The sequence below is a fragment of the Paragemmobacter amnigenus genome (assembly GCF_009908265.2).
GTDB lineage: Bacteria > Pseudomonadota > Alphaproteobacteria > Rhodobacterales > Rhodobacteraceae > Paragemmobacter > Paragemmobacter amnigenus.
Genome location: NZ_JAAATX020000003.1, coordinates 211,600 through 238,014 on the forward strand (window position 1 = coordinate 211,600; position 26,415 = coordinate 238,014).

Consider the following 26,415-nt stretch of genomic DNA (forward strand, 5'->3'; position numbering starts at 1 on the left):
TGGCGACATGCTTACTTTTCGGCAGCTTCCTGCGTGGAAGCAGATCAACCCGATGTGGTCAGCAAAGGGAGTCGTCTATCTTGATGCGCCAAGGCGCGGCATCATCCTGTCCGGTTGACGAGCATCGACCCGGAACAGCTCATCCAACTCAGCCATCAACACCGCAACGCTGCCGATCCCCACGCAAGCAGTCTCCAGAACCGTGTCCCGCCCCGTGATCCGGTTCCGCGCCAACACAACGGGCGATCCGTCCAGCCCCTGATGCCGGGGATACAGCAGCGTCAGGCGGGCCGTCCCATAAAGATGACCATAGGCCATCATCTGGTACACGTCGCTTTGGGAAACCCCGTGTTTCCTGTCGTCCACCCGTGCCGCGATCCGCTTCCACTTCGTATCGATGATGTGGACCACCTCACGACCGCGCCGGATGATGATGTCGGGTTTCGTCTGGAACAGACCGCGCCCGTCAGGCTCCGACGTCAGGCAGAACAACCGGCCGCCCTGCAGATGGACGGAAAACTCCGTCCCCCGCAGGCGGCGCGCGATCAACCGGCCCACATATTCCTCGAACAGGGCGTTCATTTCGAACAGCAGCGCAGTGCCTTGTCCTGCGCCCGCACTGGTCGTCTGGTATCTTCCGAACAGGAACAGCCGCGCCATGTCCAGCAACTCGGCCCATGACCGGTTCGTCCGGTCGAGAATTACCTCGTCCCACCGCAGTGCAGCCGGCGGCACATCCGTGATATCGGCATATACGAAGCCCAGCTCCCGCAGCTTCTGGACGTTCGCCGCACTTCTCGAGACACGGGAAAGATGCCCGATCGTCGCCTTCAGGATCCGGTTCAAGGCGATGTCTCCGGACAGCTCATCGAACCGGCAGGCGAGGCGGGACGGATTGACCGCATGCCGCGTGAACTGCCGCGTCACGTCGAGTGCCCCGCGAAGGGCAGGCAGATCATCCTCGTCCCGCCGATACTGACGCGGCATGCCCCGCCTGACCGCCTCGGTCAGCTTTTCGACAAAGACCCGGATCAGGATCTCCAGTAGCGTGTCACGCTGCCAGTCGAGCTCGGTCATCCGCCCAAGGTCAATCCGCAAGTCCAAGGCTACGGCCAGCATATGGATCAGACGCTTCCGGATCACCGCGTCGCGGGCCGTCGGGTCGGCTTCGTCCACATCGATCTTCGGCAGGATTTCCAGTGCCCCCTGCGGCGCAGCGATAACGCCCACCACACCCCGCGCCCGGATGTGCTTGCGGTGTTCCTCCAGCACGCCCTGCCCACCGCTTCCGGCAAGGGGCGATGACCGCGCGACTTCCGCCAGCCGTGCGGCCAGCGGCTCCGGTATCTGCCCCTCGCCCTCCCCGTAGGGCAGGCTTTCCCATTCCCGGATCGTGTAGGTCCGCATCAGGCCGCGAACTCGGACAGATCGAAACGGTCGTTCAGCGTCCACCGCATCCGCGGCTCTCGGGTGTCGTCATCCCCAAGGCCATCCGGCACTGGGAGAACGCGCGCGGTCAGGAAACGTGACCGCCCCTGCGCCGCGTCGCCCAGCACGGCGGCGACGCGGGACCAGTCCTCGTAGAAATACTCCGCCAGCAGCGGGATCACCTTGTATCGCAGCACATCCTCGATATCCGCGCGGCTCTGGCAGGCCGAGAAATAGGCGTGTCCGATCTGATGCTCGCGGTCGAAGAGATACTCGATGCGCTCGTTCAGTGTCTGCAAGAGCCTACGAAGCGCGATCCCGTCCACGACCTCGGGCAGGACTGACGGATCCGGCATCAATTCGCGGAAGGTAAAGCGGCGGCGCAGCGCGGTGTCGAGCAGCGCGATGGAGCGATCGGCCGTGTTCATCGTGCCAATGATGTGCAGGTTCGCAGGCACCCCGAAGAGCGTCTTTGAATAGGGCAATTGCAGCCTGATCTCGTTTTCCATTCCCAGTCTCTTGTCCGGTTCCAGCAGGGTGATGAGTTCACCAAAGACCTTCGAGATATTGGCCCGGTTGATCTCGTCGATGATCAGGACATGGGGACGGGCAGACTGTGTCGGGCGGGCAGCGGACTCGCCGAACACGGTTTCTTCCAGAAGGTCCCAACCGATCAGTTCAGGCTCCAGCGAATAGATCGGATGGAATGATGTGAAGGGATTGGGATAGATCCCCTCGCGGTCCACGCCTTGAGGATCCGACCAAATCCAGTCCACAGCCCGGGAATGCCGGGGGGGTTCTGTCGCCGACGGCGGCTCAAAGACATACGGTCCCGCGATACGCCCCAAAGCCACGATGTTTCCCGTGCGCGCGGTCAACATGATCATGTCGCCGACTTCCGCATCCGAACGGACAACCCAAGTCCCGTAGACTTCGGGCGAGTTCCCCTTGATCTGCGGATCCTCGACCTGCCGCACGGCCTTGATCGCTTCCCATTCCTCGAATTCCGGCGCAGACCAATCCCTATCGCCGCCATGTAGCCAATCGATCCGCCCCAAGGCCAATGCGCGATCCAACTTGGACTTCCATCCGCTGCTTGTCAGACCCAGTCGGTAGATCTTCTTCTTCCGATCCAGACGTGAAGACCCCTCAGACGCAGCCCCGGTATCAAGCCGCGCCCGCTCGCTGATCCGCTTGAAGAGCCCGTCCTTCACTTTCAGCGTAAAGCCGCCACCCTGCGCGCTGCCGTCCGAAAGTTCGGCCCCACCGGAAGAACCCGTCTCTGGCCGCAGTCCTTCGACAAATTCCTCATAGGACATGGATTGATGGAAGGTGACGAACTCCACCCGACCTTCGGAAACCAGCGTCCGATAAGCCTCCATCACTGCCTTCCGGTCATTCCGCATCGCGTCGGCCGCCTGATCGCCCAGACACAGCCGGACCGCCTCGAACGCTGTGTGGTAGGTCTTTCCGGTCCCAGGCGGGCCGTAAAGGATCAGGTTCGTCGGCAGGGCAATCTCGGTGCTCGTCATGGGTTCTGTCTTCCCTGTCTGCTCGAAAGCAAAGGTGAATGTCTCGTCTTCGGACTGCGCCGCGCCGCTGCGTCCGATGAGGGTGATGCCTGCCGTATCCGCGAACACCGGATCAGAGATCGAGTCGCTCACATCCGCCACCGTGAAGGACGGCCCGAGCAGGCGGTGCAGATCGCCCACCCTGACCTCCACCTGCGACCGCTGATCCTCCCGCGCCGGTTCGACGAAGTAGTTGACCGCACAAAGGCGCACCCGCTCAGGTCCACGGTCGAGGTGGGTGTATTGTTCGGGCAGCGGCACAGCCTCGCCGTTCTCGCCGACGATAACGAAACCGGCGGCATGGAGAAGCGAGGCGGCATCATGCTTCAGTCCCCAGCCGCCACTGAACTCCGTCTTCTTACGAATGACCCCGATGATCGGCTTCGTCGGATAGACCCTGTTCGGTCGGTCGCGCGTTGACAGGACCCAGTAGTCCTTGGGTTCGCCGAACCGATCCAAGATCTCTGTCCGCTCCACGCCGTCCCGATGCCGATCGATGGCATCCATCGCGCCTTCCACCGACAATCGGTCGATCCCCGTGCTCTCGTCGCGGTACCGCGACACAACCCACAGGGCGCTCTGCACGTCGATCATGTCCCGCGGGGCGAGACCGCGCTCGGCAAAGGCCGCCCGCACCGCCCGCATGAACCGCAACTCATCGGCATAAGTGGCCGAAACCTGCGGATGACGCGGAAACGGACGCCCCGTCCCCTCGCGCCAGAGATCCTGCCGGACGGTATTGCGGATGTAACTCGCCGTGTCCGGCCACAGGTGAAAGAACAGGAACTCCGCAATCTGCCGGGGCGGATCGTCCGAAGGGTTCGGCACCGCCGCGCGCCAGACCGCAACGAATTCATCCATCGCGGCACCGTGTGCTTCCGGCGGGCCCAAGGCCGCACGCGCCAGCCGGACAAGGGCCGGTTGGAGCCGTTCCTTGTCACCGTCCCCGTTGGACATGAGCGGCAGGCTCGTCCGCCAATCCAGCAGGTTGCTGCTCTTCTGGCTGATCGACGTCAGCACGGCCTCCAGAACTTCGCTGTCCGTAGAGGCCGCTTCCAACCCGGCCCGCAGATTGCGCGCCGTTTCGAGCTTGTAGTCCCTCTCCCGCTGGTCGAACTCCCCATCCGGTGGATCGAATTGGCGGAAATCCGGGAACATCGTCCGGACCACATCGATCCATCGAGTAATGGCAGCAGGATCGATCACCAGATCGCCCGAGTCGCCGATCAGCACAGACAAGAGAGCCTTGAGCTGATCCACACTGTCCACCCGCACCCGGATACAATCGAGCCCACGGAACGATCCCTTGGCATTCAGTGCAGAGTGGCGACCTGTTCCATCTTGTCCGAACGGCTCGGGTTCTGGGTCCAAGCCGATCGACGTCACCTTCTCCGACCATTTGCGGAGCATGTGAAAACTCGTTGCTTGGCTAGACAATTCCCACAGAAGCTGTTCGCCCGCCGCGGTTTCGAACCCGACCATCTTCTTCGTCACGGTCGACCCCGGGCGCAAATCGGCCTTAGCTATCTCTTCCCAAAAGGCACGCCGCAGCGGAACGGCACCATCACGGTCGTTCTCCGCAATCCGCGCCTCGACATTTTCCCACATTCACCCGTCTCCCAATTCCGCCAGCGCGCAGAGCGTGTTGACCAGCCGCATCTGCTCCACCGTCTCGCATTTCGCCTCGCGCAGACGCGGCGCGCCGAAGACCAGCGCCAGCGCCTTTGCCCGCGACACCGCCACGTTGATCCGGTTGAGCGAGAACAGGAAATCCATCCCCCGCGGAGTCTCCTCGGCAGAGGACGCGGTCATCGACACGATGCAGACCGGCGCTTCCTGCCCCTGGAACTTGTCCACCGTGCCGACGCGGATGCCCGCAGGCAGCGCCTCGCGCAGCGCGTTGACCTGCGCATTGTAGGGCGCGACCACGATGATGTCGTGCTCCCGAAAGGGCCGCGTGGCCCCGTCCTTGCCCGTCCAACGTCCCCCCACCAATTCCGCGCAGGCAGCACGGATCGCCTCGACTTCCTCCGGCGCAATCTGGGCGTTGCCCTCATGCGGAACAGGCACCCAGAACGCCCCCGCATTCGGGAAGCGGGTTCCCGTCACAAACTGGGCGGCAGTGTCGGGATGGCTTTCCAACCGCCCCTCATAGACCTGCTCCGAAATGAACCCGTTCACGCCGGGATGCATCCGCCGCGTGACGCCAAGGAAGATGCCGCGATCAGGCGGCACGGTCGCATGATCCCCCAACATCCAGTCGAGGCACGACAGGTTCGCCGGTTCCGGATGCGACCCCTGGATCACCTGCGGCAACTGGCGCGGGTCGCCCACCAGCACGATGTTCCGCGCGGCACGCCCCATCGCGGCCATGTTGGCAAGCCCGACCTGACCGGCCTCGTCCACGAACAGCCAGTCGAACGCCTGCGCGTTCTCCTCGCGCGCAAAGAAATAGGCCGTTCCGCCCACCACCTGACGCCCCGCAGCGGCCTCGGCATTGTCGGTCGTGCGCCGGATGGCGACCCCGTCCGGATAGCCGTCCTCCTCGCCGGAAACCTTGTGGACCATGTCCAGCGTCAGCGGCAGGTCCGCATCCTCCATCGCGTTCAGGCATCCCATCAGCACGTTGCGGATCGCCTCGTGGCTGTTCGATGTCACCCCCACCCGGAACCCCTCGCGCACCAGCGAAAGGATCGCCCGCGCCGTCACATGGGTCTTGCCCGTCCCCGGCGGCCCCTGCACGGGCAGCACCGTTCCCTCCATCCGGCGGACGGCAGCAACCATGCCGACCACGGGGTCATCCCCCTGCATGATCGGCCCGTCGCCACCCAGACGAGGTGCCGCGCGCGACAGAAGATCATCCACTGCCTGATAGCGAACCGCTCCGCACTGGTCGGCGATCACATCGCGCATCGCTTCGGCCAGGACATCCGTACCGATGGGCTTCTCCGGATGCAGCGTCAGCCGGTCAGCCAGCAACTCCGCCCGCGCCTTGCCGACCTTCAGAACCACCTCGCGCCGCGCCCGGTCAAGATCGGTGATCGTGACCACCGCCAGACCCTCCGGCGCGGGAACCGTAGGCTTCTTCCCGACCCGCAGCTTCGTCTCCTGCGCCGGGTAACGATAGCGGCGCTGGACCGACTGCTTGACCGGCTCAATCGCCCCCACCGCGACCAGACCGCCCATCGCATCCAGATCTTCGATCAGCTCGTCATCCTCGCGCCCGAGGCTGTCAAAGATCGCCCACCATGCAGGCTTCGCCTCGCGCTTGTGGAACATGCCAAGGTCGAACAGCATCGCCTGCCGATCCTGCGGCAACCCCGAAGACGCAAGGCTCGCCCGCAGCGCCGCAGCCTCCGCATCTTCGCCCGCTTCCTTCTCACCCGCGCTCTCGCCAAGCACAGGCCAAGGCACCGCAGGACGGATACCCGCCAGCCAATCCCGCAGCTTCTCGGTCGAGATGCAATCGACGCGGTTGTAATCCTCGATCTCGTCGAGGATCGCCTGCTCCTGCGTCTCCCGCCACCGCTCATAGGCGACGACCGACCCACCCGCCGTCTTCACCTCGCCACTCCGCTCAAGCCCATAGAACGCCTCAAGCGATTTGATCGAATAGTTCGGCTCGGACGCGACGATCCCGCCCCGCACCACAGCATAAAGATCGACGAACCGCCGCTCGCGCAGCAGCCGGTCAAGGAACGCCTCCCCGATCCCGTATTTCGCGGTCAACCGGCGCAGCGCCGTGATCTCGTAAGGCGCATAATGATAGATGTGGGCGTCGGGATAGGCCGCCAACCGCGCCCGGAAGAAATCGAGCAACTCGGCCAGAGACCGCGCCTCTGCCACATGGTCATGCGCCCAGAATGCGCGGAATGTCCCGTCGAACCAGACACCATGCAGATATTCCAGCCCGCCCTCGTAATGCGGATCGCCCTCGATATCGTAGAACAGATCGCCAGCCTTCGGCTCCGGCAGCAGATCGAAGCCCCGCCCCGGCTGGGCGGGACGCAACTCGAAATGCGGCGCGCCCGTCTTCCGCGCCTGCTGCAACCGCGCCTGTGCCTGCAGCCGCTCGAACGTTTCGACCGCCATGCCGCGCACCGGATCGTTCCGCCCCGCCAGCGCCGCCAGCGTCGAAACCCCCTGCGCCTCCAGCTTCTTCACCTGCCCGCGCGCGATGTTCGCCACGTTGAACAGACTGTCCTCTGCAGCCCAGACGCCGTCGCAATGGTCCTTCCACCGGCACAGCCCGCAATCCGCGCAGGGCATCGGCCGCGTCGGCACGGGCTCATTGACGAAAGCCTCCAGCCGCCGCCGCGCCGCACGCGCGTAGTCGCGGTAATCCGACAGCCGCAGCGTCGCCCGCTGACCACTGCCCAACTCGACATGGGCAAACTCCGGCGCGACACCCTGAAGCTCCGTCAGCAGGTCAGAATAGAGCACGAGTTGCAGCACATGCTTCGGATGCGGCTTCCGCTTCAGCTTGGTATCCGCCACCTCGTAACTGAACGCGCCAAGGTCCGATGGCCGCTCCACCCGCACTAGGAAATCCGACCAGCCACCCCACCGGCCCGACAGGAACGCCCCCTGAAACACGACATCCACGCCTGACCGCAACGCCGCGACCGTCTCCTCTGCATTGGATCGCAGATCGCCCCGAGCCACCTCCCGCACCGACCGCCCCGCAGCCTTCAGCCGAGCCAGATGCGCCGCCTCATGCGCATCCCCCTGCTTCTGCAATAGCGCCGCGTCCTCGCTGTCCTCACGGGGCTCCGGCCCTTCGCCACGCAGACGCATCAGGTCCAGCCGGGTCGCATGGGCGCACCCCATGAACCGCATCAGGTCTGTCGCCGAAAACAGGATGGTTCCGCCAATATCGCGCATCGAATGCCTTGAGTATCAAAAGCTTGGAACGATTAGCCCGAGCCGCCGCCCCGCTGTCAACAGCGCAGCGACGCGGGCCTTGCCTTCACGCCACTACGCCTTCGCGGATGATCCGCAGCATCCCGGGCGACACCAGTGACTCCCGCTTGCCGGGTGCCTTCATCCGCAGCGAAAAGCCCTGCCCGACTAGAACCGCCACCTCATCCAGCGTCCGCACGAAGACGGCATTCTTCGCGTGATGCTTCTCCTTGCCAAAGCGCGGATCGCCGAGGACATAGCCCTTCGCCGTAAGCGCCGGCTCCTCCGCCACACCATCCCGCGGGGCGATGCGTTCGATCCTGACAACCTTCTTTTCCATCTTTGTCTTTCTTTCCTTGGACTCGCCCGCAGCGGGAATCGCTCGACAGGCCTGCAAGAAAACTTCTACCCTCGCAGGGTGTCAGAAACTGGCAGGCTCGCTGAATGTCCTTTTCCAAAGCGCAGGATCTCGTCCGCCTGGCCCGCCTCGCAGCAACTCGCAGACGGGGCATCAGCCTTGCTGAAATCTGCGAAGAATTCGGCGTCTCCCACCGCACCGCCCAGCGGATGACCGAGGCGCTCGAGGCCACATTCCCGCTTGCCGACCACAACGACGGCGAAGACCGCAAGCGACGCTGGACCCTCGCCGACCCCGACCTCGACAAGCTCCAGCTCCGCAACGAAACGGGACTGGAGGCGCTCGAGATTGCCGCCCGCCACGCCGAAACCGAAGGCCGCCTGCGCCACGCAAAAGCCCTGACCGATCTGCGCGACGGCCTGCTCCACCGGCTTCCCCGCGACAAGGCAAGGCGACTGGAATACGATGCCGACTTCGTCCTGTCGTCGCTGGGTCAAGTCACACGCCCTGGACCAAAGGTCCGCCTGAACCCGGACCTGCTCGACGCTATCATCGAGTCCCTCCGCGGCCTCTTCCGCCTGCGCGTCCGCTACGGCAACCCCGATGCGCCCCATCGTATTCTGGAACCCCACGGCGTGCTCCTCGGCCACCGCATCTACCTTGCCGCCCGCGATCCTGCCAAATCCGCCGAAATCCGCAACTTCCGCATGGACCTGATCTTCGAAGCCGAAACGCTCGAGGATGGGTTCAACCTTGAAAACGACTTCAACCTCTCCGATTACGCCGCCCGATCCTTTGGCGTCTGGCAGGACCCCGACCAGTTCGGCGAGGTCATCTGGCGCTTCGCTCCCGAAGCCGCCGACCGCGCCGCAGGCTTCCAGTTCCACCCGCACCAGATCCTCGAACCCCAGGAAGACGGCAGCCTTATCGTCCGCTTCTTTGCCGCCGGCTGGCTCGAGATGGTCTGGCACCTCTACCAATGGGGCGACAAGGTCGAGGTTCTAGCCCCGGAACCATTACGCCGGATGGTCCAAGACCACCGACGCCCGGATTTCGCCTCAATGCCCTGACACCTTTTCAACCGAGCATTTCCATGACCCAGACCCTGACCTTCGCCGCCCTCAAGGAAAAACAGCGCGCCATCCGTAAAGGCTTTCCCGAAAACATGGGTCTCCGAGTCCACCGCGCCATAAGCTGGATCGGCCGCGCCGAAGCATGCGACGGCGATGCTGACGCCCGCTTCATCTTCCTCTGGATCGCCTTTAACGCCGCCTATGCAGATGAACGTGAATTCCAGACCGTGCCTCAGGGCGAACGCGCGGCTTTCCTCGAATTCTTCCGCAAACTCGTCGCCCTCGACCGTGAAGGTCGCATCTACAACGCCGTCTGGCAACGCTTCTCGGGCCCGTTCCGCCTGCTGATGGACAACCGCTACGTCTTCAACCCGTTCTGGCAACACCACAACGGGATCGAGGGATATGCCGAATGGCAGGAAACCTTCCGCAACTCAACCAGCGCCTTCAACAACGCCTTCCAGTCGGGCGATACCGCCCGGGTGCTCAGCTTTGTCTTCGACCGCCTCTACGTCTTACGAAACCAGATCGTCCACGGCGGAGCGACATGGAACGGCACTGTCAACCGCGCGCAGGTGGCAGACGGCGCGGCCATCCTCAACGTCCTAATGCCTGTTTTCGTCGACCTCATGATGGACAATCCAGGGGCCGACTGGGGCCGACCGTTCTATCCCGTGGTAGAGTGACTGGATATCTGAGGGTCGGCTTCAAACCGGGTCACTGAAGTTACGGTCGCATAAGCTTTCCGCTTCACTTTTGAAGTTTGTGCTGCCGTCAGTGTCCCTAAATTGCCTCCTGGCCTTAATCGATGAACCTGGTATACAGCCCATAACCCTATGCAAGAGAGAACTGCGACTTGTCCGCCACCTTCGGTATCGTAGATCTGTTTGCCGGTCCTGGCGGTCTTGGCGAAGGGTTCGCCTCGCTAGAAGCAGGCGGTCGACATCCGTTCCGTATTGCGGTTTCGGTCGAGAAGGAAGCATCCGCACACCAGACCCTACGTCTGCGTGCTTTTCTTCGAGCCCATCTGTCACGGCACAGCAAGCTGCCAGATCCCTTTTTGGCGTTCCAAGCAGGAGTTTCGAAAGAACCATACTGGCCTGAAGTGGATGCGGATGCGTGGGTTGAAGCTGAAGCTGAGGCGCGGTGCCTTGAATTGGGCGGCAACGAGGCTGCAGAAGCCATCGACGAAACCATCAGCCAAGTGAAACGCAACTTTGAAGAAACCATCCTGATAGGTGGTCCACCATGCCAAGCTTATTCGTTGGTCGGACGGGCGCGTTCGCGCAGCATGCTTGGGTATGTCCCCGAAAAAGACCAGCGTCACTATCTTTTCAGGGAATACATAAGAGTCTTGGACCGGTTGAGACCGGCCGTATTCATCATGGAGAACGTAAAGGGCATGCTTTCTTCGACTGTGGAAAGCCGCCTCGTCTTCGAGATGCTTATGGAAGATCTCGCGTCCCTCGGCACGGGTCACGGCCACCATTACGAATTACGGGCGATCCATATCGCCGACGAACGAGCAACCCTACGCGAGGCTACTAAGCCATCCGATTTCATCGTGCGCGCAGAGGCGTTCGGGGTCCCTCAGCGCCGCCACCGGGTCATCATCGTGGGTCTGCGATCTGACTTGGCTGCTTGCGCTAGTGGCGCAAGCATTGCAGTGCCGGGTACCAGTCGATCGGTGGAGGAAACCATCGGAAACATGCCAGCCCTGCGTAGCGGCATCAGCCGCGCAACAGACACTCCTGCCGCTTGGAAAGGAAAAATTGCGGGTTTCGCCAAGCAGTTGGCAAAACTGTCTAAGGGCGATGACTTGGGCGACCTTCACTCGGAATTTCGCGCAATTGCAGAACACATGAAACATGGGGCCGAAACTCGGCGATCGTCTACACAACTGCCTGCCGACTATGGGACATCGAGCGATAGCCTTATGCGCTGGCTAGAGCGTCCCAGTTTGCGCGCGCTTGCCCAACACGAGACGAGGGGACACATGGCGTCCGATCTTGGACGGTACCTCTTTGCCTCAGCATACGGCAGGGTACGCCGGAGCAGCCCAAAGGCAGCTGATTTCCCCGTCGCCCTCACACCTGACCACCGCAATTGGCAAAGTGGCATATTCAACGACCGCTTCCGCGTCCAGCTTGCACATGAGCCTTCAACAACTGTGACCAGCCATATCTCGAAGGATGGTCACTATTTCATCCACCCTGACCCGCTGCAGTGCCGTAGTCTGACAGTGCGGGAGGCGGCCAGGTTGCAGACCTTTCCAGACGACTACCTTTTCCTTGGCAATCGGACCCAACAATACGTCCAAGTGGGAAATGCAGTGCCACCATTCTTGGCGCGGCAAATCGCTGAACTCATTCTTGCATGCCTGACAAAAGCTGACACCCCCATCTCGTGAGGTGCGGCCAGAGCCTTGTAACGACGATACGTTCACGCCAAAGTAGAACCTAGTCGTTCTTCCATAGGGCAGGCATGACGGAAATCATCGTTTCAAGACGTGCAGATGCCACTCCTCACGCAGCGGCACTGATTGAAGGGCTAAGGGATATCGGTTACTCTCTAGAGACAGCTATATCAGATATTATTGACAACTCCATTACGGCTGGCGCGCATCGGATCGAGATCGTCACTGAGACGTATTCAGATGAGCCATACATCGCGGTCATCGACGATGGTGCGGGTATGACCGAAGATCAGCTGGTCGCAGCGATGCGCCCAGGCAGCAGGAACCCGCTGGCGACGCGTGACGAACCGGACCTTGGACGGTTTGGACTCGGCCTCAAAAGTGCAAGTTTCTCCCAGTGCCGTAGACTTACAGTGGTAACTCGGCGGGCTGGACAAACCAGCGCAGCGATATGGGACCTCGATGATGTCGCAGAACGGAACGAATGGGCTGTTCAGCTGCCTGATCAATTCCATCTGATCCCAGGCACCGAAAAGTTGCGAGATCAAGGCACCTTGGTTCTTTGGCAAAAACTCGATCGCTTGACGGGTGGCTATTCTCATAGCGCTGCCAAACGGGCAGAAGTAATCAACCAAAGGATTGCGGAAACCGAGCGCCACCTACGCCTCGTGTTCCATCGGTTCATGGAAGATCCAAAGCCGCTGCGTATAGTCCTGAACGAGCGCCTACTGCGTCCACTCGATCCGTTCGCTGGGAAGAACCCTGCGACCATCTCCGACCCTGAAGAAAAGCTGTCGCTGATAAGGGGCGACGTGGAAATCCAGAGCTTTACGCTGCCGCATCACAAGCAAATGTCAAAGGTGGAATGGGAGGACATCGGGGGACCAGAGGGCCATCTGAAGTCCCAAGGCTTCTACCTTTATCGTGGCAGGCGTCTGATCCTATATGGCACTTGGTTTGGCCTCTGCCGCCAATCTGAATTGACCAAGCTGTCTCGGGTCCGGATCGACATTCCAAACAGCATGGATGCGGATTGGAAAATCGACGTAAAGAAGTCTTCGGCACAACTGCCGCCTATAGTACGCGAGCGACTTAAAAAGGTAATTGAGCGGATCATCGCGGGTTCGAAGCGCACCTACAGCAAGCGCGGCCAGAAGCTTGTCGACCAAGAACGGCTTCCAATGTGGCACCGGATCCAAGCTGAAGGGCAGATACGCTACCGCCCGAACATCGAACACCCGGCGTTTGCCGATTTCGCCGAAAGCCTTCCCCCGGACCTCCGGCGCGGCTTCTTCAACTGCATTGCTCTGGTCGGGGCGTCATTGCCCATCGAAACATTACACGCAGACATGGCAGGCACGGCCGAACAGATCGTCCCGGATCGGGTGGACGAAGATACGCTTGCCCAAGCCGTGCAGGCAACCCTCTCCGTCCTTCTGGGCGCTCGCAAGGACATCAAGGAAATCAAGTCGCTGATGAAGGACGTCGATCCGTTCAGATCGGCTTGGGAAGATACGGAACGCATCATCGCGGCGACGATCGAGACGAAGGAAGACACGTGAAGCAGATCCTAAGCAGCCTCGAAGGTATGGCGTCTATGTATATGGCGTCTCAGCCCGGCCCCCATACGGCCCAGTCGATCCGAGAGATCATCGCCCAGCTGCGTGCCATGCCGATGTTCGCGGGACAGGTTGAAAATGATGATGCAGAGGAACTCGCTCGCCTGATCGAAGAGAAATACGGTATCAGCATGGGCTTCGGTGCCATCGTAGATGCTGAGGACTTCCGTCCTTGGCTACATGACGCCCGGATCAACGGCGAGATCGGTGAATTCTACTGGGGCAGATATCGCAAGCTCTTGAACCTGAAAGGACTGCCGAAATCGGTTATCGACGCCACAGACGAAGTCACGGATCGTGTGCTAGACCGTCTGGGCGATCCGCGCAATCTTAGCCCTTGGAGCCGCCGAGGCATGGTCGTAGGCCATGTCCAAAGCGGCAAGACCGCCAATTACACAGGGTTAATCTGCAAGGCGGCGGATGCGGGCTATCGCCTAATCGTCGTAATTGCGGGCATCCACAATAACCTGCGCAATCAGACCCAGGCGAGGATTGACGAGGGATTTATCGGCCGGGATACCGGACGACTGGCCCATGCAAACAAGGCGCAGCGTCAGAAGATCATCGGCGTCGGTCAGTTCGATCAGCGCGAGTTTCCGGTCTCTCTCACCAACACGCTGCGCGACTTCAACAAGGCGACGGCAACCACGAATACCAGTCAGATCGGCCAATACAACGTCCCCGTCGTCTTGGTGATCAAGAAAAACTCTAGCACGCTGAAGAACCTGCTGGAATGGCTGGAGGAACACTCTGCAACCGGGGCAACCAAGATGGTCAGCCAGCCTATGCTGCTGATCGATGACGAGGCCGACAACGCCTCGATCAACACCGCCTATGCGCGCGACGAGGTAACACGGATCAACGGGCAGCTCCGGCAACTGCTGTCGATGTTCCACCGCAGCTGCTATGTGGGTTACACGGCGACGCCCTTTGCAAACATTTTTATCGACCCGGATACCGATGATGATGCGCTGAAGCAGGACCTATTCCCGAGGCACTTCATCATCGGCCTTGACGCGCCGTCGAACTATTTCGGGGCACAGAAGGTGTTCCTTGACGCCCGTGAACGGCACGTCCGGCTGATCGACGACAACGAAGACATCTTTCCGATGAAGCACAAAATCGACCATCCGGTCGATGTTCTGCCGGACAGCCTCATCCGTGCCGTGCGCGCATTCATCGTCGCCAGGGCGATCCGAAATGCCCGGGGCCAACAGGGCGCACATGCCTCGATGCTGATCAACGCGTCGCGCTTCACCGATGTGCAGGGGCGTTTGAGATTCCGGGTGGCCGATGTGGTCGACCGAATCCGAGCCGCTGTTGCGGTCGAAGGTGCCAAGGGCAAAGCAGCACTGCGCAATCCAGAGATTGCCGCCCTGCATTCGGTGTGGGAAGCCGAATTTGCCGAGGCAGAGGGCGCGGACTGGCCAGCCGTCCAAGCTCGTCTGCACGAGGTTCTGGTTGCCGCCCGTGTTGTCGAGGTCAACGCATCAAAGCGGTCGCAGCCGCTCGACTATGATCAGGGCGGGGAACATGGCGTGACGGTGATCGCCGTTGGCGGTTTCTCCCTTTCGCGCGGGCTGACCTTGGAAGGGCTGACCATCAGCTACTTCCTGAGGAACTCTATGATGTATGACACGCTCATGCAGATGGGCCGCTGGTTCGGCTATCGGCCGGGCTACGAGGATCTGTGCCGGATCTGGATTCCCGCCGATGGCGTCGGCTGGTATGCCCATATCCACGAAGCGATGGACGACCTGCAGACCCAGTTGAAGCGCATGGAACTGGCAAAGGCTACGCCAGAGCAGTTCGGCCTCGCGGTGCGCAGCCATCCGGAATCGCTGATCGTGACGGCGAGGAACAAGATGGGCACCGGGAAGGAATTCCCGATGAAAGTCAGCCTCGAAAAGAAACTGGTCGAAACGACACGCATCGTTGCCGAAGAGAGTTTGATGCTACGCAACTTCGCGGCAGGCGAGGCGCTACTTCAGGACATGGTTTCAGATGGCCACATGTTCGAGGAGCGAAGCCGCGGTCACTTGGTGAAGGGGGTGGCAGTTAGCCGGATCGACGCTTTCCTGCGGACCTTCCGGACGGATCCGGCAAATGTGCCTGCTGACCTTCTGACAGATCCAAAGCTAATCCGTGACTACATCGCCGCTCGCGCAGACAGCGAACTGCAGCTGTGGGATGTATTCATTGCGAGTTCGACCGGAAAGGAGTTCGAGCCGATCGGCCTTGGGCATTTGGCCCTCGTCCCATACGGACGGTCAGTCGACCCTCGCGATTTCGCAAAGGGCGTCCTTACGATCAGCGGCACGAGCCGCAGAGTCGGTTCGGCGGAGGATGAACGAGAAGGGCTTACCGACGAACAGATCGCGGCGGCAGAGGAAGCCTTTAGACGCGAGCATCCCGAAGCAAAACCGAAAACCACCATAAATCCCAGCTACTACAGGGCGGTAGAGGGGCGGCGACCGTTGTTGATCCTGCGGCTCGTGCGGCCGAAGATCGAAAATGCGGATGGCGAGACCGTCTACGGAAAGGAAGTCCTCGCGTGGGGCCTTTCCTTCCCGTCAAGCAAGATCGCGGGTGGCACGGTGGAGTACATCGTCAACACCATCCGAATGCGCGAGATGTTTGGCGAAGAAGAGGTCGAGGAGGAGGCGCTCGGTGATCCCGACTAACACGCCATGGTCCGGCCTCGAGGCCGGAAAGGTGGACACGCGCCGAGTTTCGGCATCCGCTCGGTGGAATTGGTTCTGGGCGGTGATGCCGCGTGCCGATGTGGCACTTGTCCTTCAGTTATCCGACTTGCCAAATCCAGCTCCTGAGCTGCCAAAGCTGCGAAACTTGGAAATCCGTTTCCAAACACTACCCGGTGGCCCGATCCTTTACGTCCGCCTGAAGGACAGCGCCCAGCTTGAACTGTTCGAGACCCTTTGCCGTGATGTCATGGCAGCCGGCGAGCTGGCCGAGACCGAAGCGGAGGCTCTTGAACGCGCCATTGGCCGGACTTTTCGTTGGCACTATCTACTTCGCGGTGGGAAATCCGAAGCGTTGTCGGAGGAGTCTCAGAAGGGCCTAATAGGCGAAATCGAAGTTCTTAAGCTTCTGATGTCCGTCCTCGGCCCCAAGCCGGCATTGACGGCTTGGACGGGCCCAAGCGGCGCTCCCAAGGACTTCGAATTGAAAGGCGATTGCATTGAGGTGAAAGCGCGGCGCGGGGCCTCGCAGCCTTTCATAAAGATTACCAATGAATTTCAATTGGCAGAAGTGCCGGGCCGACGACTGTGGCTGGGTGTTTTGGCGGTCGACAAGGTGCAGCCGCCGCATGGCCGTACGCTGACCGAGCAAATCAAAGAAGTCACTGACATGCTGGAGCAGTCCGAACCTTCTGCAATCCTAGAATGGGATCTTCATCTTGCTGACGCTGGTTTCGACATTTTGCACGACTACTCAGCCTGGCGCTGGATCGTGTCGCCACCGGATTTCCATATCGTAACCGACGATTTTCCGCGAATTGCCGCACCCATACCACTCGGTCTGTCGTCGGTTTCATATTCCCTCGCCCTTTCCGCCTGCGCTCCATTTCGGGCGGACTGGTGCGCATTGCAAACAAATTTGATTGAAGCAGAGAAGCTATGAGTGAACTCGAAGAATACCACCAAAATTTAATGGCCGATATCCGACGCGAAGCGGATGCCAGTGGCGTGTTCCCAGTGGAGGCCTTCTTCGATAGGATGACTGAGCGTTTGACTGAGGCAGGCGAATTGGAAGTCGCAGATCGCGCCTACTTCCAAAGCGGCGAAGGTGGTCAGAAGTTGCGGATTGACGGTTATGCCGGAGACCCGCGAGACAGCGAAGGCGTGCTTGGACTTATCATCTGCGACTTCGCTGAAGGCGATACCGTCCAGACATTTGACAGTTCCAAACTGCCAAGCCTGCTTAATCCACTTATCCGTTTCTTCCGAAAAGCGAGGGATGAGCAGTTTCGGGACTCTCTGAATGAAGCAAATCCTGCCTTTCAGATTTCCGACATGATCATCGCGACTTGGTCGCAAATCACCAAGATCAAACTCATCTTGATTTCAAACCGCACGTTTGTCGGCAAAGGTGACGGCGTACCGTTGCAGGATAGCGGCGGAGTGCCCGTCAGCTATTCTGTCTGGGACTTGGCACGTTTTGAGCGGTTCGATCGTTCAGGTCAAGCGAGAGAAGACATTGTCATTGATTTCGCACGCGATTTCGGGGCTCCCCTTCCCGCGCTTAAAGCGTCCCAGACCGAAGCGGCGCTCGAAAGTTACCTCCTGATTGTGCCTGGAGAGCAACTGGCAGCGATCTACGATAAATGGGGTGCTCGCCTTCTCGAAGCCAACGTCCGGTCGTTCCTGCAAGCGCGGGCAAAGACAAACAAAGGTATTCAGACCACGATTAAGGATGCGCCCGAGCTCTTCTTCCCTTATAATAATGGGCTGTCTGCCACTGCCGATGCCGTTAGCTGCATAAGGACAGAAGAAGGGCTGGCTGTCGCGTCGATCAGCAACCTTCAAATAGTTAACGGTGCCCAAACAACCGGATCCATCCATGCTGCTTTGAAGTCCGCGAAAGAGCAGCTACCGCAAGTTTTTGTTCAGATGAAACTGACAGTCGTCCCTTCGGACAGGTCAGAGGAGATTGTGCCAAGAATCTCGGAATTCGCTAACACTCAGAACAAGGTAAACGCTGCAGACTTTTTCTCGAACCATCCATTCCATATTCGTATGGAGCAGTTCTCGCGGGACGTGATTTTCACTGCGCGAGAAGGAGAGCGTCACGACACCAAGTGGTTTTACGAAAGATCCCGCGGGCAGTTCATAAATGCTCGCGCCCGACTAACTTCAGCCCAACAGAAAAAATTCGACATTGAGTTCCCAAAATCACAGTTCTTTAGCAAAACCGATCTCGCGAAATTCGAGTTCTCCGCTACGGGCCAGCCGCACATCGTTTCCCGCGGTGCCCAGAAAAACTTTGCCGCATTCGCAAAGGATATTGGCGAAGCATGGTCAAAGGGCGACGCCTCGTATGATGAAATTTGGTTCAAACGGCTGATCTCGAAGGCAATCATTTTCCGCTGGCTTGAAACCGAGGTGCCCAAGCAAAACTGGTATGAAGGCGGCTATCGTGCGAACATAGTCACCTATGCGATGGCGAAGGTATTTCATGACGCCAACGGCGAAAAGCAGGTCCTCGACCTCGATGCTATCTGGCGGAAGCAATCTGTCCCTGAACCCCTTCAACGTGCGCTGCTGCGAGCCGCTGCGGAAGCGCACGATGTGATCGTGCACCCACCGGCGGGTATCAGAAACATGTCGGAATGGGCCAAGCAGCAAGCATGCTGGAACGGCATGAAGGGGCGGAAGCTGACCTATGACGCTGATTTCGAGACTTGCCTAACCTTGGTTGAAATCGCCAAGACAGCGAAGCGCGACGAAAAGGCTAAGAAAGCCATGACTGACGGCATCAACGCGCAGTCCGAAGCTGTGAACTTAGGCGCTGATTTTTGGAGGGATGTCTTAGCGTGGGGTCGCGATCGAAAACGTCTCACGCCAAAGGATATGCAGATTTTAGAAGTATGCGCGTCTATTCCCCGCCGAATTCCAACCGATCAGCAATCTCGCTATGCCCTTGAAGTGCTCGGGCGCATGAAAGATCAAGGTTATGGCGACGCTTGAGTACCACGCCTTTTCGAAGATCGTGGAGCGTTCGCAAGTGCCTCATGCCCCCGACTGAGCCAGCCAGAAAACCAGCCGAGTCAATTGCCCCGCCTGACATCACGGGCATCTTGGGCCGCAACGGCCTTCGCCCTGTCGAGAAGGCTCTTCGCCTGCCCCCGAAGCGTAGGCTTCCGCGCCAGAACGTTTTCGACACGCCGCCTCGCCCGTGCCGTCGCCATGTCCGGCACATTCAACCGACCCAGCGCCAGCAAGAGTTCCGGCAGGTCAGTCACGTCCTTCGGCACGATGAGATCTTCCGCGCATTCCACGGCAAAAATGGCGTCATCCACGGCCCGCCCGTAAAGCAAGGTCGCCAGATCAGGGCCAATGCCAACCCGCGCCGCGTCGAATGCCAAGGCCCGGTGGAAAAGGGCATCAGTCCTACGGTCCAATGCCTCCCGCATCGCCGCAGACAGCCCTTGCGCCTCCTGCATGACCTCTGCATGCCACTCGCGAAACAAGAGCTTCTCTGCGGCTGTCTTCGCCTTCCCTGTCAGCAACAAGGCAACCACCCCCAAGACTGGCGCGGCAATCACAGCTCCCGCAGGACCAATAGCCAGCAGTCCGATGAAGCCGCCGGCAACCTTGCCGCCCGCCGCCAGCGCGCCGCGCACGGAAAGTTCGATAACCAGCCACTCCGGCAAACTCTCGACCGGGATCTCGCCCTTCCAGACCCGATAAGCGCCTTTGCCCGCCCCGACCAACACCGCGAAAAGAGGTACGTCAGCATCTGCGAGGCCCTCCGCCCTCTGCAAACTCCGATTGAGAATCTCCTTCACCGAAGAAAGATCAAAGCCGTCAAACGTGCTGACGAGGTCGCGGAATTCCGGCTTCAGACTCTCTACCTGCTCTGCCAGATCGCTGTTCGCAACGACCGGGATATCCGGATATTTGTCGAAGTGATCTGCCAGCAAACCACTCTCGACCCCACACTTCACCTGAACCGGGCTCCCGTCGATCAACAGGTCGTAGCCGGGCATGTTGCTGGTCGCGGGGATTTCGACCGAACAACCCGCTTCTATGTAATGCGCCGCAACGATCTGCTCCGCCGTATAGCCGCGCAAGTTCGTCCGCGCGCCTTCGGACAGGAAAGCACCGATACTGCCCGCGAAGTCGACCGGGTTTTCGATATCCATCGACCGCGAAAAATCCGCCGCCGCCAGAACCTTCGGGTCGATCTCCGCCGCGTGATAGATCAGGTCGGCAAGCGTCACAGCTCCTACCAAAGGCACCTCCCAATCCCCACTGCTGCGCGCGAGCGCCAAAGGCTCAGTCCACCGCGAAGACTCCGGCCGAACCGCCGGTGGCAGCCCCCTGAGCAATCGCGAATTCAGACGTGCAACCTTTCTTCGGACTGCCAAGGCATCCTTTTTCGGCAGATGTCCAAGATCATCGGGGCCCATATTGGCCAGCCGACGGAACGCGGAAACCAGCGCAGTAGTCCCCTCTGACTCCCGCCCCATCCCCGCAAGGGCGAGGATTGCCGCAACCTGTGCCGCTGCAATCCGCCGCACACCTTCGCCCTGCTTCGCGACCCCCCAATACCCCAGCGCTGCCAAACCGGCGATCAGGGTGAAGGGGTTCACCAGCACCGCGAGGAATGACACGGCCACAGGCCCACTCACAAAGGGAATGAAGGCCGACGCCTGCGCTGCAAGGATGTAAGGCGCAAATCCCGCCCCCTGCACCAGCGCTGCGAAAGCGGCCCACGCCCCGCCTACCACTGCCACATTGCCAGCAACGGCCTTCCCGGCAGCCACAGCCTTCGCCACTTCGGGATCAAGACGCCCGCTCCTTTCCGCAGCGTTCAACCCCTCCATGAGGCGAAACGCTTCCTCCGCAACGACATCGGGAAAAGACAGGACAGGCTTCGCCTCGAAGAACTGACGCGGGTCCTTCACCAGCCCCCCGAACAGCCTTCCCGCCTTCTCCAATGCAGATATTCCATCTGCAGTAGCGGCCGCCCTCTTTGCATGAATCATCGGCGACAACACATCCGCCGCGCGGACCGCAATCGCAGCGGAAGCCTCAGTCACCTTGCGCGTCGACAGCGGAAGGACTGACGGCACATCGAGCGCCGTAACCAGCGCCAGCCAAAGCCTGTGCCGAAGAACATCCTCGGACATACCCTCCGCAGACAGCGCCTCGGCCCGGCGATTGAGCCGCTCGGACAAGCCTGACACCTGCCGGCCAAGCTTCTCTTGGACGACATCCACTGCACCGCGGGCAAGCTCGATTGAACCGAGCGTCTCAAGCAGTGCCAGAAGACCGCATAACCCGTGACGGTCGACCAAGCCGAGGCCGGCTATTATGGCGTCAGGACGTGGGGGGGTGCTCAGGGACGGGGCTGCGGAATCTTGCAAGGATGAAGGCACTTTCAATAAAGTCATTTCGATACTTTACGGCCATCAAAAGGCCTGCGAAACCCCTCTCAGTACTGCACTTCAATATCTGCATTAATGAGAAGATTGGCCAAATCCTCGGAGGGGCGGGCAGACGCCCCGCCCCCTCAAAACTACACAATTGATTTCCATTGCAGCTCTAGCTTTCGCAGAATGACCAACCCATTACGCAAGTTCCAGTGCGTTTTGGATCACCTCTGACAGATCGCTCCCTACCCGCTGGAAACCCAGCAGTCGTGCCACGGCCCGCACCAGCTCTTCCGCCTCCATGTCGCCGCTCTCGGCCCGGATCATCTCGGCGGCAGCAGCAATCTCCATCGGCGGCAGGTAGATCGCTTTCAAGAGCGTACCGGTCTCAGATGCGCGGTTGCGAACAGGGACTTTCTCCAACTGTGCTGCCGTCAGGAGGAACTGGCCCTGCTTCCGCAGATCGGAGTTCTGGCGCAGAGCACCCTTAATTGCTCGCAAGGTAGCCTCAAGAATACGGCTCCCCGCCCGGGCAAGACCAAAAGCCGAAGTCACGCGGCGCGCAATCTCTTCCTCATGAATCGGCCCCTCTAGCTCGACGATGCGCGCCACAAGGTTCGCCAATTCGCTGACGGCCACTTCATGCGGCTGAAGCGTGCTGCGCACGGTAACGTTCGCACGTTGGTAGTCAGGCGCTGTCAGGGCAAGGTGGGTCAAATCCAAGGAATCCGTCTCGACGGCTTCGGTCGGCTCAGGCAGAGCCGCTATCCCGGCATGGTTCGTGCCCCTGACGCGAATTCCGTGCTCCATCGTCGCATGGGCCTTCTCGAGCGCATCACGCAGTCGCGCGATCTCCCGCTCCCTATGGTGGAACCAATCCGTGCTCCAAATACGGTGAAACCGCCAACCGAGGTTTTCAAGGATGTCTTGGCGCAACCTGTCCCGTTCCCGCGCCCAGAGAGCAGAATGGTAGGCAGCCCCATCACATTCGACAGCAACGAGGTATTGCCCGGGCCGATCCGGATGGCGAACCCCTATGTCGATACGGAACCCAGCAGATCCGACCTGCGTATCTGCCAGATAGCCAAGCGAACGGATGACCGCGGCAACATCTTCTTCAAAGGGGCTGTCCGCCTCCAACCCGGTCTGCGTGCGGACATCCATGACCCCGGTCTTGGCGAAGTCGAGGAAACGCTTAAGCACACGCGGCCCATCGCGGCTGACCCGACTTGGGTCAATGTCGCCCGGATCGAATGAGGCGAAGACCTCGCAACGCACCCTTGCGCGTGAGAACAGGACATTCAGGCGGCGCTCTCCGCCTTCGCCGTTGATCGGCCCGAAGCTCATCGCTGCCAACCGTCCATTCGCCTCGGTCGGCCCGTACCCTACTGAAATAAGGATGACGTCCCTCTCGTCCCCTTGGACATTCTCGATGTTCTTGACGAAAACATCCTCCGCCTTGCCCTCACGCAGGAATGCGTCAAGAACCGGATCGCGCCGACGCTGCAGTTCCAGCACCTCGGTCAGCATCTCTGCCTGCACTTTCGAGAAAGAAACGACGCCAAGCGACAGGTCCGGCCATTTGCGGGCATGCTCCGCCATCGCCTTGACCACAGCCTCGGCCTCAATCCGGTTGGTGCCTTGCCGTCCCGTCCCGCTGCCACCGCGCGCATAGACGCCGGGAACGCGCCGGAATTTCAGCCCGTAATCGGGGTCAAGTTGCAAAGGCGACGGCGGCAGGACCAGACCATCCCCATAGAATTCCGCGTTCGATACCTGGATCAGGGACGGGTCGCGCGACCTGTAATGCCATTCCAGCATAAGCGGCCGCAGCCCCCGCGCTTCGCAGAGAGATAGGATGCTCTCCATGTCAGCGGCTGTTGCCCCGACGGGTGCCTCTTCGTCCTCTTCGTCGTTGTTGTCCTGATCGTCCACCAGCCTGTCGAAGAACGACGTCGGTGGCAGCTGCTTCTGGTCGCCGACGACCACGATTTGCCGCGCCCGCGCAATCACTCCCAGCGCGTCTTCGGGTCGGATCTGCGACGCCTCGTCGATCACCAGAAGGTCGAAGGTTATGCTGCCTGCCGGAAGGAACTGTGCCACCGAAATGGGACTCATCAGCATCACGGGCTTGATCCGCTGCACCATGCTGCCTGCGTTCCGCATGACCCAGCGGATCGGCTTGTGGCCGCGCTTGCGCGCGATCTCGCCCCGGATCACACCCATTTCACCCACTACGCCTTTGGGGATTTGGTCGAAGTGCCGCGACAGGATCAGCGTCTTTGTCGCTTCGATCCGATCCTTTTCAAGCTTTCGGAACAGGTGCACCAGATCGTGCCGATCAAGTTGTGGCAGACGGTTCAGCTCCGGGCGCGCCGCACGCGCGGCATTCCATCGGGCTTCGGCACAGGCGTAGAGATACTCCTCAACAGCTCGCTCCTTGTCGATACGGCCATCGATGACACCGTCGACAACCGCAGCCGCCCCACGCTCTATGGCCGTCCGAATGGCAGCGGCCAGTTGCGACCATTCGCTGTAGCGCGCCGTATTCGCAGCCATGTCGGCGAACATCGCGCGCAGCTCCATCAGGCGCGCCTGTGAAAGGTCAGAGGGAAGCTGCGCCTGCGCAAGATCCAATCCCAACCGATCGATCGGGGCGGACACGGCACCCCGACACGCTTCGATCTGGTCCGCAAGCATCCCCGCCACAGCCTTTGGATCAGAGTAAGCCTTCAGTGCCGTTGCAAGCTCCTCCGCATTGCGGAATGCCCCTGTCCTTTGCTGATCCGCCAACCAGCGCGCAACGTCCTTGAGGGCAGAAAACGGCGTCCTTTCCCCTCGCCATTCCACACCCAGCGTTGCCTGCAACCAAACCTCTTCCTCGGCCAACTTCTTGCGTTTCAGTTGAACGGAAATGAGTTCATCGATCAATGAGAGCCGCTCGACAGGCGATTTCGGCAATGGACCGCTAAGTAGTCCCGCAAGGTCTGCGGACGCGCGGCGATAGGGCCCAAAGAGCCGAGCAAAGAAAGAGCCTTGGCCCCTCACGATCGCAGCACGCACGCCGTCGGCGCTCGATGACCATGCCACCTCTGTAAACCGGCCAGAGGCATCCTGCCGAGCGGACGCCCATTCCTCACCAGTACCCAACGCTTCCGCAAGGCGGGGCTGACCGGCAACAGAGAAGAGCAGGCCGGCCCACACTCCCGTATTTTCGGGCGCATCAGAAAGTCTCGCAAGTCCTCCGACCATCGCCTGAAGATCGGCAAAGGTCTCTGGAACATGCCGCCGAAGGTTCTCCGCCACCGTAGCGCCAGCTTCGATGAGACGGTCAATTGCGGATATCGCGGCGGCGAGTTCCGCTTCGAGACGCGCCAGATCGGTCGGTTGCAGGTCCAGATGGGTCACACCACGGAAGGGATGTCGCTCCGTTTCACCGGCACGACCCAGCGCCGCGACAAACGCAGAAATTGCGCTTGCCGCTTCTGATCTGTCAGCCCGGGCGATGCGTTCTAGGCCGGTAAGCGAAATACACGGCGGCGGGGCATTCTTCCCGATATAGCCGATGATCTCCGACAAGGCCCGGAACGGAGTGTCACCCGTCGGCGGGACAGGCGAATGCAATAGATCGGAAATGCGGTTGAGCTCGTCCCTCGTCTGGCGCAGGACCGAAGGGTCCGAAGTACCGGGAAGTGCCTTGGCACTGGCTGACAACGTCCGACCCAGTTCTTGGGACAGCGCCTTCTTGTTCGCCGAACGCGAGTGCAGCTCAAGGCAGATATCCTGCAGGCCGGAACGGACCAACCGGTCATGCACAACGGAAAGCGCGGCCATCTTCTCTGCAACGAACAGGACCGACTTTCCGTCATGCGCCGCCGCTGCGATGATATTCGTAATGGTCTGCGACTTGCCCGTGCCTGGCGGGCCCTGCACGACAAGGCTCGCTCCCTTTCGCACCTCTTCGATGACCTTGGTCTGCGAGGCGTCGGCATCAATCACCTGAATGATCTGCGCAGGATCGAGCTTGTCGTCCAACCGGTCATCTGCGCGGAAAAGAGGCTCGTCCTCCTCGAACCCATCAGAGAGCAGCCCCTTCAGCAGACCGCTGTTCTCCAATGCCCCGTTCGGCCAGTTCGCCGGATCAAGGTCACGATGCATGAGCAGCTTCGAAAACGAGAAGAAGCCAAGCTGCATGCCATCCGCATCGATCGACCATCCGGGTCGGGCCGAGACAGCCGCAGTGACAGCGTCAAAATAAGCTCCGGGGGTCCAAGCTTCGGTTTCGTCGATCTCCGGCAGGACGATACCAAAATCCTGGCGCAACCGCTCCTGCAAGGGCAGGTTGGTCGTGATGTCGTCATCGCGACAGGAAATATCATAGCTAGACGTGCGTTCGTTGCGGTGGAGTTGGACCGGCACCAGAACCAGCGGGGCCTCGCGCACCACTTCCGAAGAAGCCGCTTCCCGCCAACGTAGGAAACCTACGGCGAGGTACAGAATGTTGACGCCCTGCTCTTCTTCGGCAGTCTTGGCATCCATTGCCAACTTCAACAGCCGACGCGCCTGTGCCTCTGGGCCGAGCGGGGTTTCAAGGAAAAGATCCGCGTGCCGCTCGCTATCACCCCCGTCGGGTGCGGGCAACGCGAGCAGCAGGTCGGCCGTCTCGCCCTTATCCTTCCCGGTCGCCTTGAAGCGCATTCGCCTCGATTGGACCCGCAAGAGCCGGAAGACATCATCCGCCCGCTCATTGATGATGTTCAGACAATTCGCCCGCGCATTGGCACGATTGACGTGGATGAGGCGATTTCGCGTCCCGGTTTCCAAAAGTTTGCGGCGGGCCGCTTCAAGAACGCGGTCGATCTGCTTGCTATTTCTTTCAATCATCTCAAACACCTGAATTCGGTCGAGAAAAGATCACAAGCAGGG

The 26,415-nt window shown here is 60.5% G+C and carries 13 protein-coding genes; 7 read left to right on the plus strand and 6 right to left on the minus strand.

All coding sequences use genetic code 11. The features are described 5' to 3' along the window. Nucleotides 1-75: 75 nt before the first annotated feature. The 4 genes from GU927_RS05380 to GU927_RS05395 form a co-directional block, all read right to left on the minus strand. Nucleotides 76-1,407 (minus strand): McrC family protein, encoded by a 1,332-nt coding sequence (locus tag GU927_RS05380; protein WP_161761319.1) that lies wholly within the window; start codon nucleotides 1,405-1,407, stop codon nucleotides 76-78. Continuing rightward, the gene (locus GU927_RS05385) at nucleotides 1,407-4,607 is read right to left on the minus strand and encodes an AAA family ATPase (protein ID WP_161761320.1); all 3,201 of its coding nucleotides are present in this window, start codon (nucleotides 4,605-4,607) and stop codon (nucleotides 1,407-1,409) included. Before GU927_RS05385 ends, GU927_RS05380 begins: the two co-directional genes overlap by 1 nt. Continuing rightward, nucleotides 4,608-7,883, minus strand: coding sequence for a TM0106 family RecB-like putative nuclease (locus GU927_RS05390; protein WP_161761321.1), 3,276 nt, complete (start codon nucleotides 7,881-7,883; stop codon nucleotides 4,608-4,610). A gap of 85 nt (nucleotides 7,884-7,968) precedes the next feature. Then, nucleotides 7,969-8,241 carry a hypothetical protein gene (locus GU927_RS05395; protein ID WP_161761322.1) on the minus strand — a complete coding sequence of 91 codons (273 nt, stop codon included), beginning with the start codon at nucleotides 8,239-8,241 and terminating at the stop codon, nucleotides 7,969-7,971. A 104-nt stretch (nucleotides 8,242-8,345) separates the two neighbouring features. On the opposite strand from GU927_RS05395, the gene GU927_RS05400 reads away from it, so the two are divergent. From GU927_RS05400 to GU927_RS05430, 7 genes are all read left to right on the plus strand, one after another. Then, entirely contained in the window at nucleotides 8,346-9,329 is a 984-nt protein-coding gene (locus tag GU927_RS05400) for a helix-turn-helix transcriptional regulator (protein WP_161761323.1), read from the plus strand. 23 nt (nucleotides 9,330-9,352) lie between these two features. After that, nucleotides 9,353-10,018 carry a HEPN domain-containing protein gene (locus GU927_RS05405; protein ID WP_217765533.1) on the plus strand — a complete coding sequence of 222 codons (666 nt, stop codon included), beginning with the start codon at nucleotides 9,353-9,355 and terminating at the stop codon, nucleotides 10,016-10,018. Nucleotides 10,019-10,188: 170 nt separating this feature from the next. Next, entirely contained in the window at nucleotides 10,189-11,742 is a 1,554-nt protein-coding gene (locus GU927_RS05410) for a DNA cytosine methyltransferase (RefSeq protein ID WP_161761324.1), read from the plus strand. Nucleotides 11,743-11,816: 74 nt separating this feature from the next. Beyond that, entirely contained in the window at nucleotides 11,817-13,310 is a 1,494-nt protein-coding gene (locus tag GU927_RS05415; RefSeq protein WP_161761325.1) for an ATP-binding protein, read from the plus strand. Further along, nucleotides 13,307-16,051, plus strand: a complete 2,745-nt coding sequence (locus GU927_RS20595) for a Z1 domain-containing protein (protein WP_217765534.1) — start codon at nucleotides 13,307-13,309, stop codon at nucleotides 16,049-16,051. Before GU927_RS05415 ends, GU927_RS20595 begins: the two co-directional genes overlap by 4 nt. Then, nucleotides 16,038-17,012 carry a PD-(D/E)XK motif protein gene (locus tag GU927_RS05425; RefSeq protein WP_161761326.1) on the plus strand — a complete coding sequence of 325 codons (975 nt, stop codon included), beginning with the start codon at nucleotides 16,038-16,040 and terminating at the stop codon, nucleotides 17,010-17,012. Before GU927_RS20595 ends, GU927_RS05425 begins: the two co-directional genes overlap by 14 nt. Next, entirely contained in the window at nucleotides 17,009-19,078 is a 2,070-nt protein-coding gene (locus GU927_RS05430) for an AIPR family protein (protein WP_161761327.1), read from the plus strand. The genes GU927_RS05425 and GU927_RS05430 overlap by 4 nt, the downstream gene beginning before the upstream one ends. Nucleotides 19,079-19,158: 80 nt before the next feature. Here the strand turns inward: GU927_RS05430 and GU927_RS05435 are convergent, their stop codons facing one another. Next, nucleotides 19,159-21,510, minus strand: a complete 2,352-nt coding sequence (locus GU927_RS05435) for a hypothetical protein (protein ID WP_161761328.1) — start codon at nucleotides 21,508-21,510, stop codon at nucleotides 19,159-19,161. Between the two features lie 177 nt (nucleotides 21,511-21,687). Next, on the minus strand, nucleotides 21,688-26,373 hold the full coding sequence (locus GU927_RS05440; protein ID WP_161761329.1) for a DUF3320 domain-containing protein: 4,686 nt from the start codon (nucleotides 26,371-26,373) through the stop codon (nucleotides 21,688-21,690). Nucleotides 26,374-26,415 lie beyond the last annotated feature (42 nt).

What these genes read in the sequence shown, in the direction of transcription:
- GU927_RS05440 (WP_161761329.1), bottom strand. Translation starts at nt 26,373, where the DNA reads ATGATTGAAAGAAATAGCAAGCAGATCGACCGCGTTCTTGAAGCGGCC.
- GU927_RS05380 (WP_161761319.1), bottom strand. Translation starts at nt 1,407, where the DNA reads ATGCGGACCTACACGATCCGGGAATGGGAAAGCCTGCCCTACGGGGAG.
- GU927_RS05385 (WP_161761320.1), bottom strand. Translation starts at nt 4,607, where the DNA reads ATGTGGGAAAATGTCGAGGCGCGGATTGCGGAGAACGACCGTGATGGT.
- GU927_RS05395 (WP_161761322.1), bottom strand. Translation starts at nt 8,241, where the DNA reads ATGGAAAAGAAGGTTGTCAGGATCGAACGCATCGCCCCGCGGGATGGT.
- GU927_RS05405 (WP_217765533.1), top strand. Translation starts at nt 9,353, where the DNA reads ATGACCCAGACCCTGACCTTCGCCGCCCTCAAGGAAAAACAGCGCGCC.
- GU927_RS05390 (WP_161761321.1), bottom strand. Translation starts at nt 7,883, where the DNA reads ATGCGCGATATTGGCGGAACCATCCTGTTTTCGGCGACAGACCTGATG.
- GU927_RS05435 (WP_161761328.1), bottom strand. Translation starts at nt 21,510, where the DNA reads ATGACTTTATTGAAAGTGCCTTCATCCTTGCAAGATTCCGCAGCCCCG.
- GU927_RS05400 (WP_161761323.1), top strand. Translation starts at nt 8,346, where the DNA reads ATGTCCTTTTCCAAAGCGCAGGATCTCGTCCGCCTGGCCCGCCTCGCA.
- GU927_RS05430 (WP_161761327.1), top strand. Translation starts at nt 17,009, where the DNA reads ATGAGTGAACTCGAAGAATACCACCAAAATTTAATGGCCGATATCCGA.
- GU927_RS05415 (WP_161761325.1), top strand. Translation starts at nt 11,817, where the DNA reads ATGACGGAAATCATCGTTTCAAGACGTGCAGATGCCACTCCTCACGCA.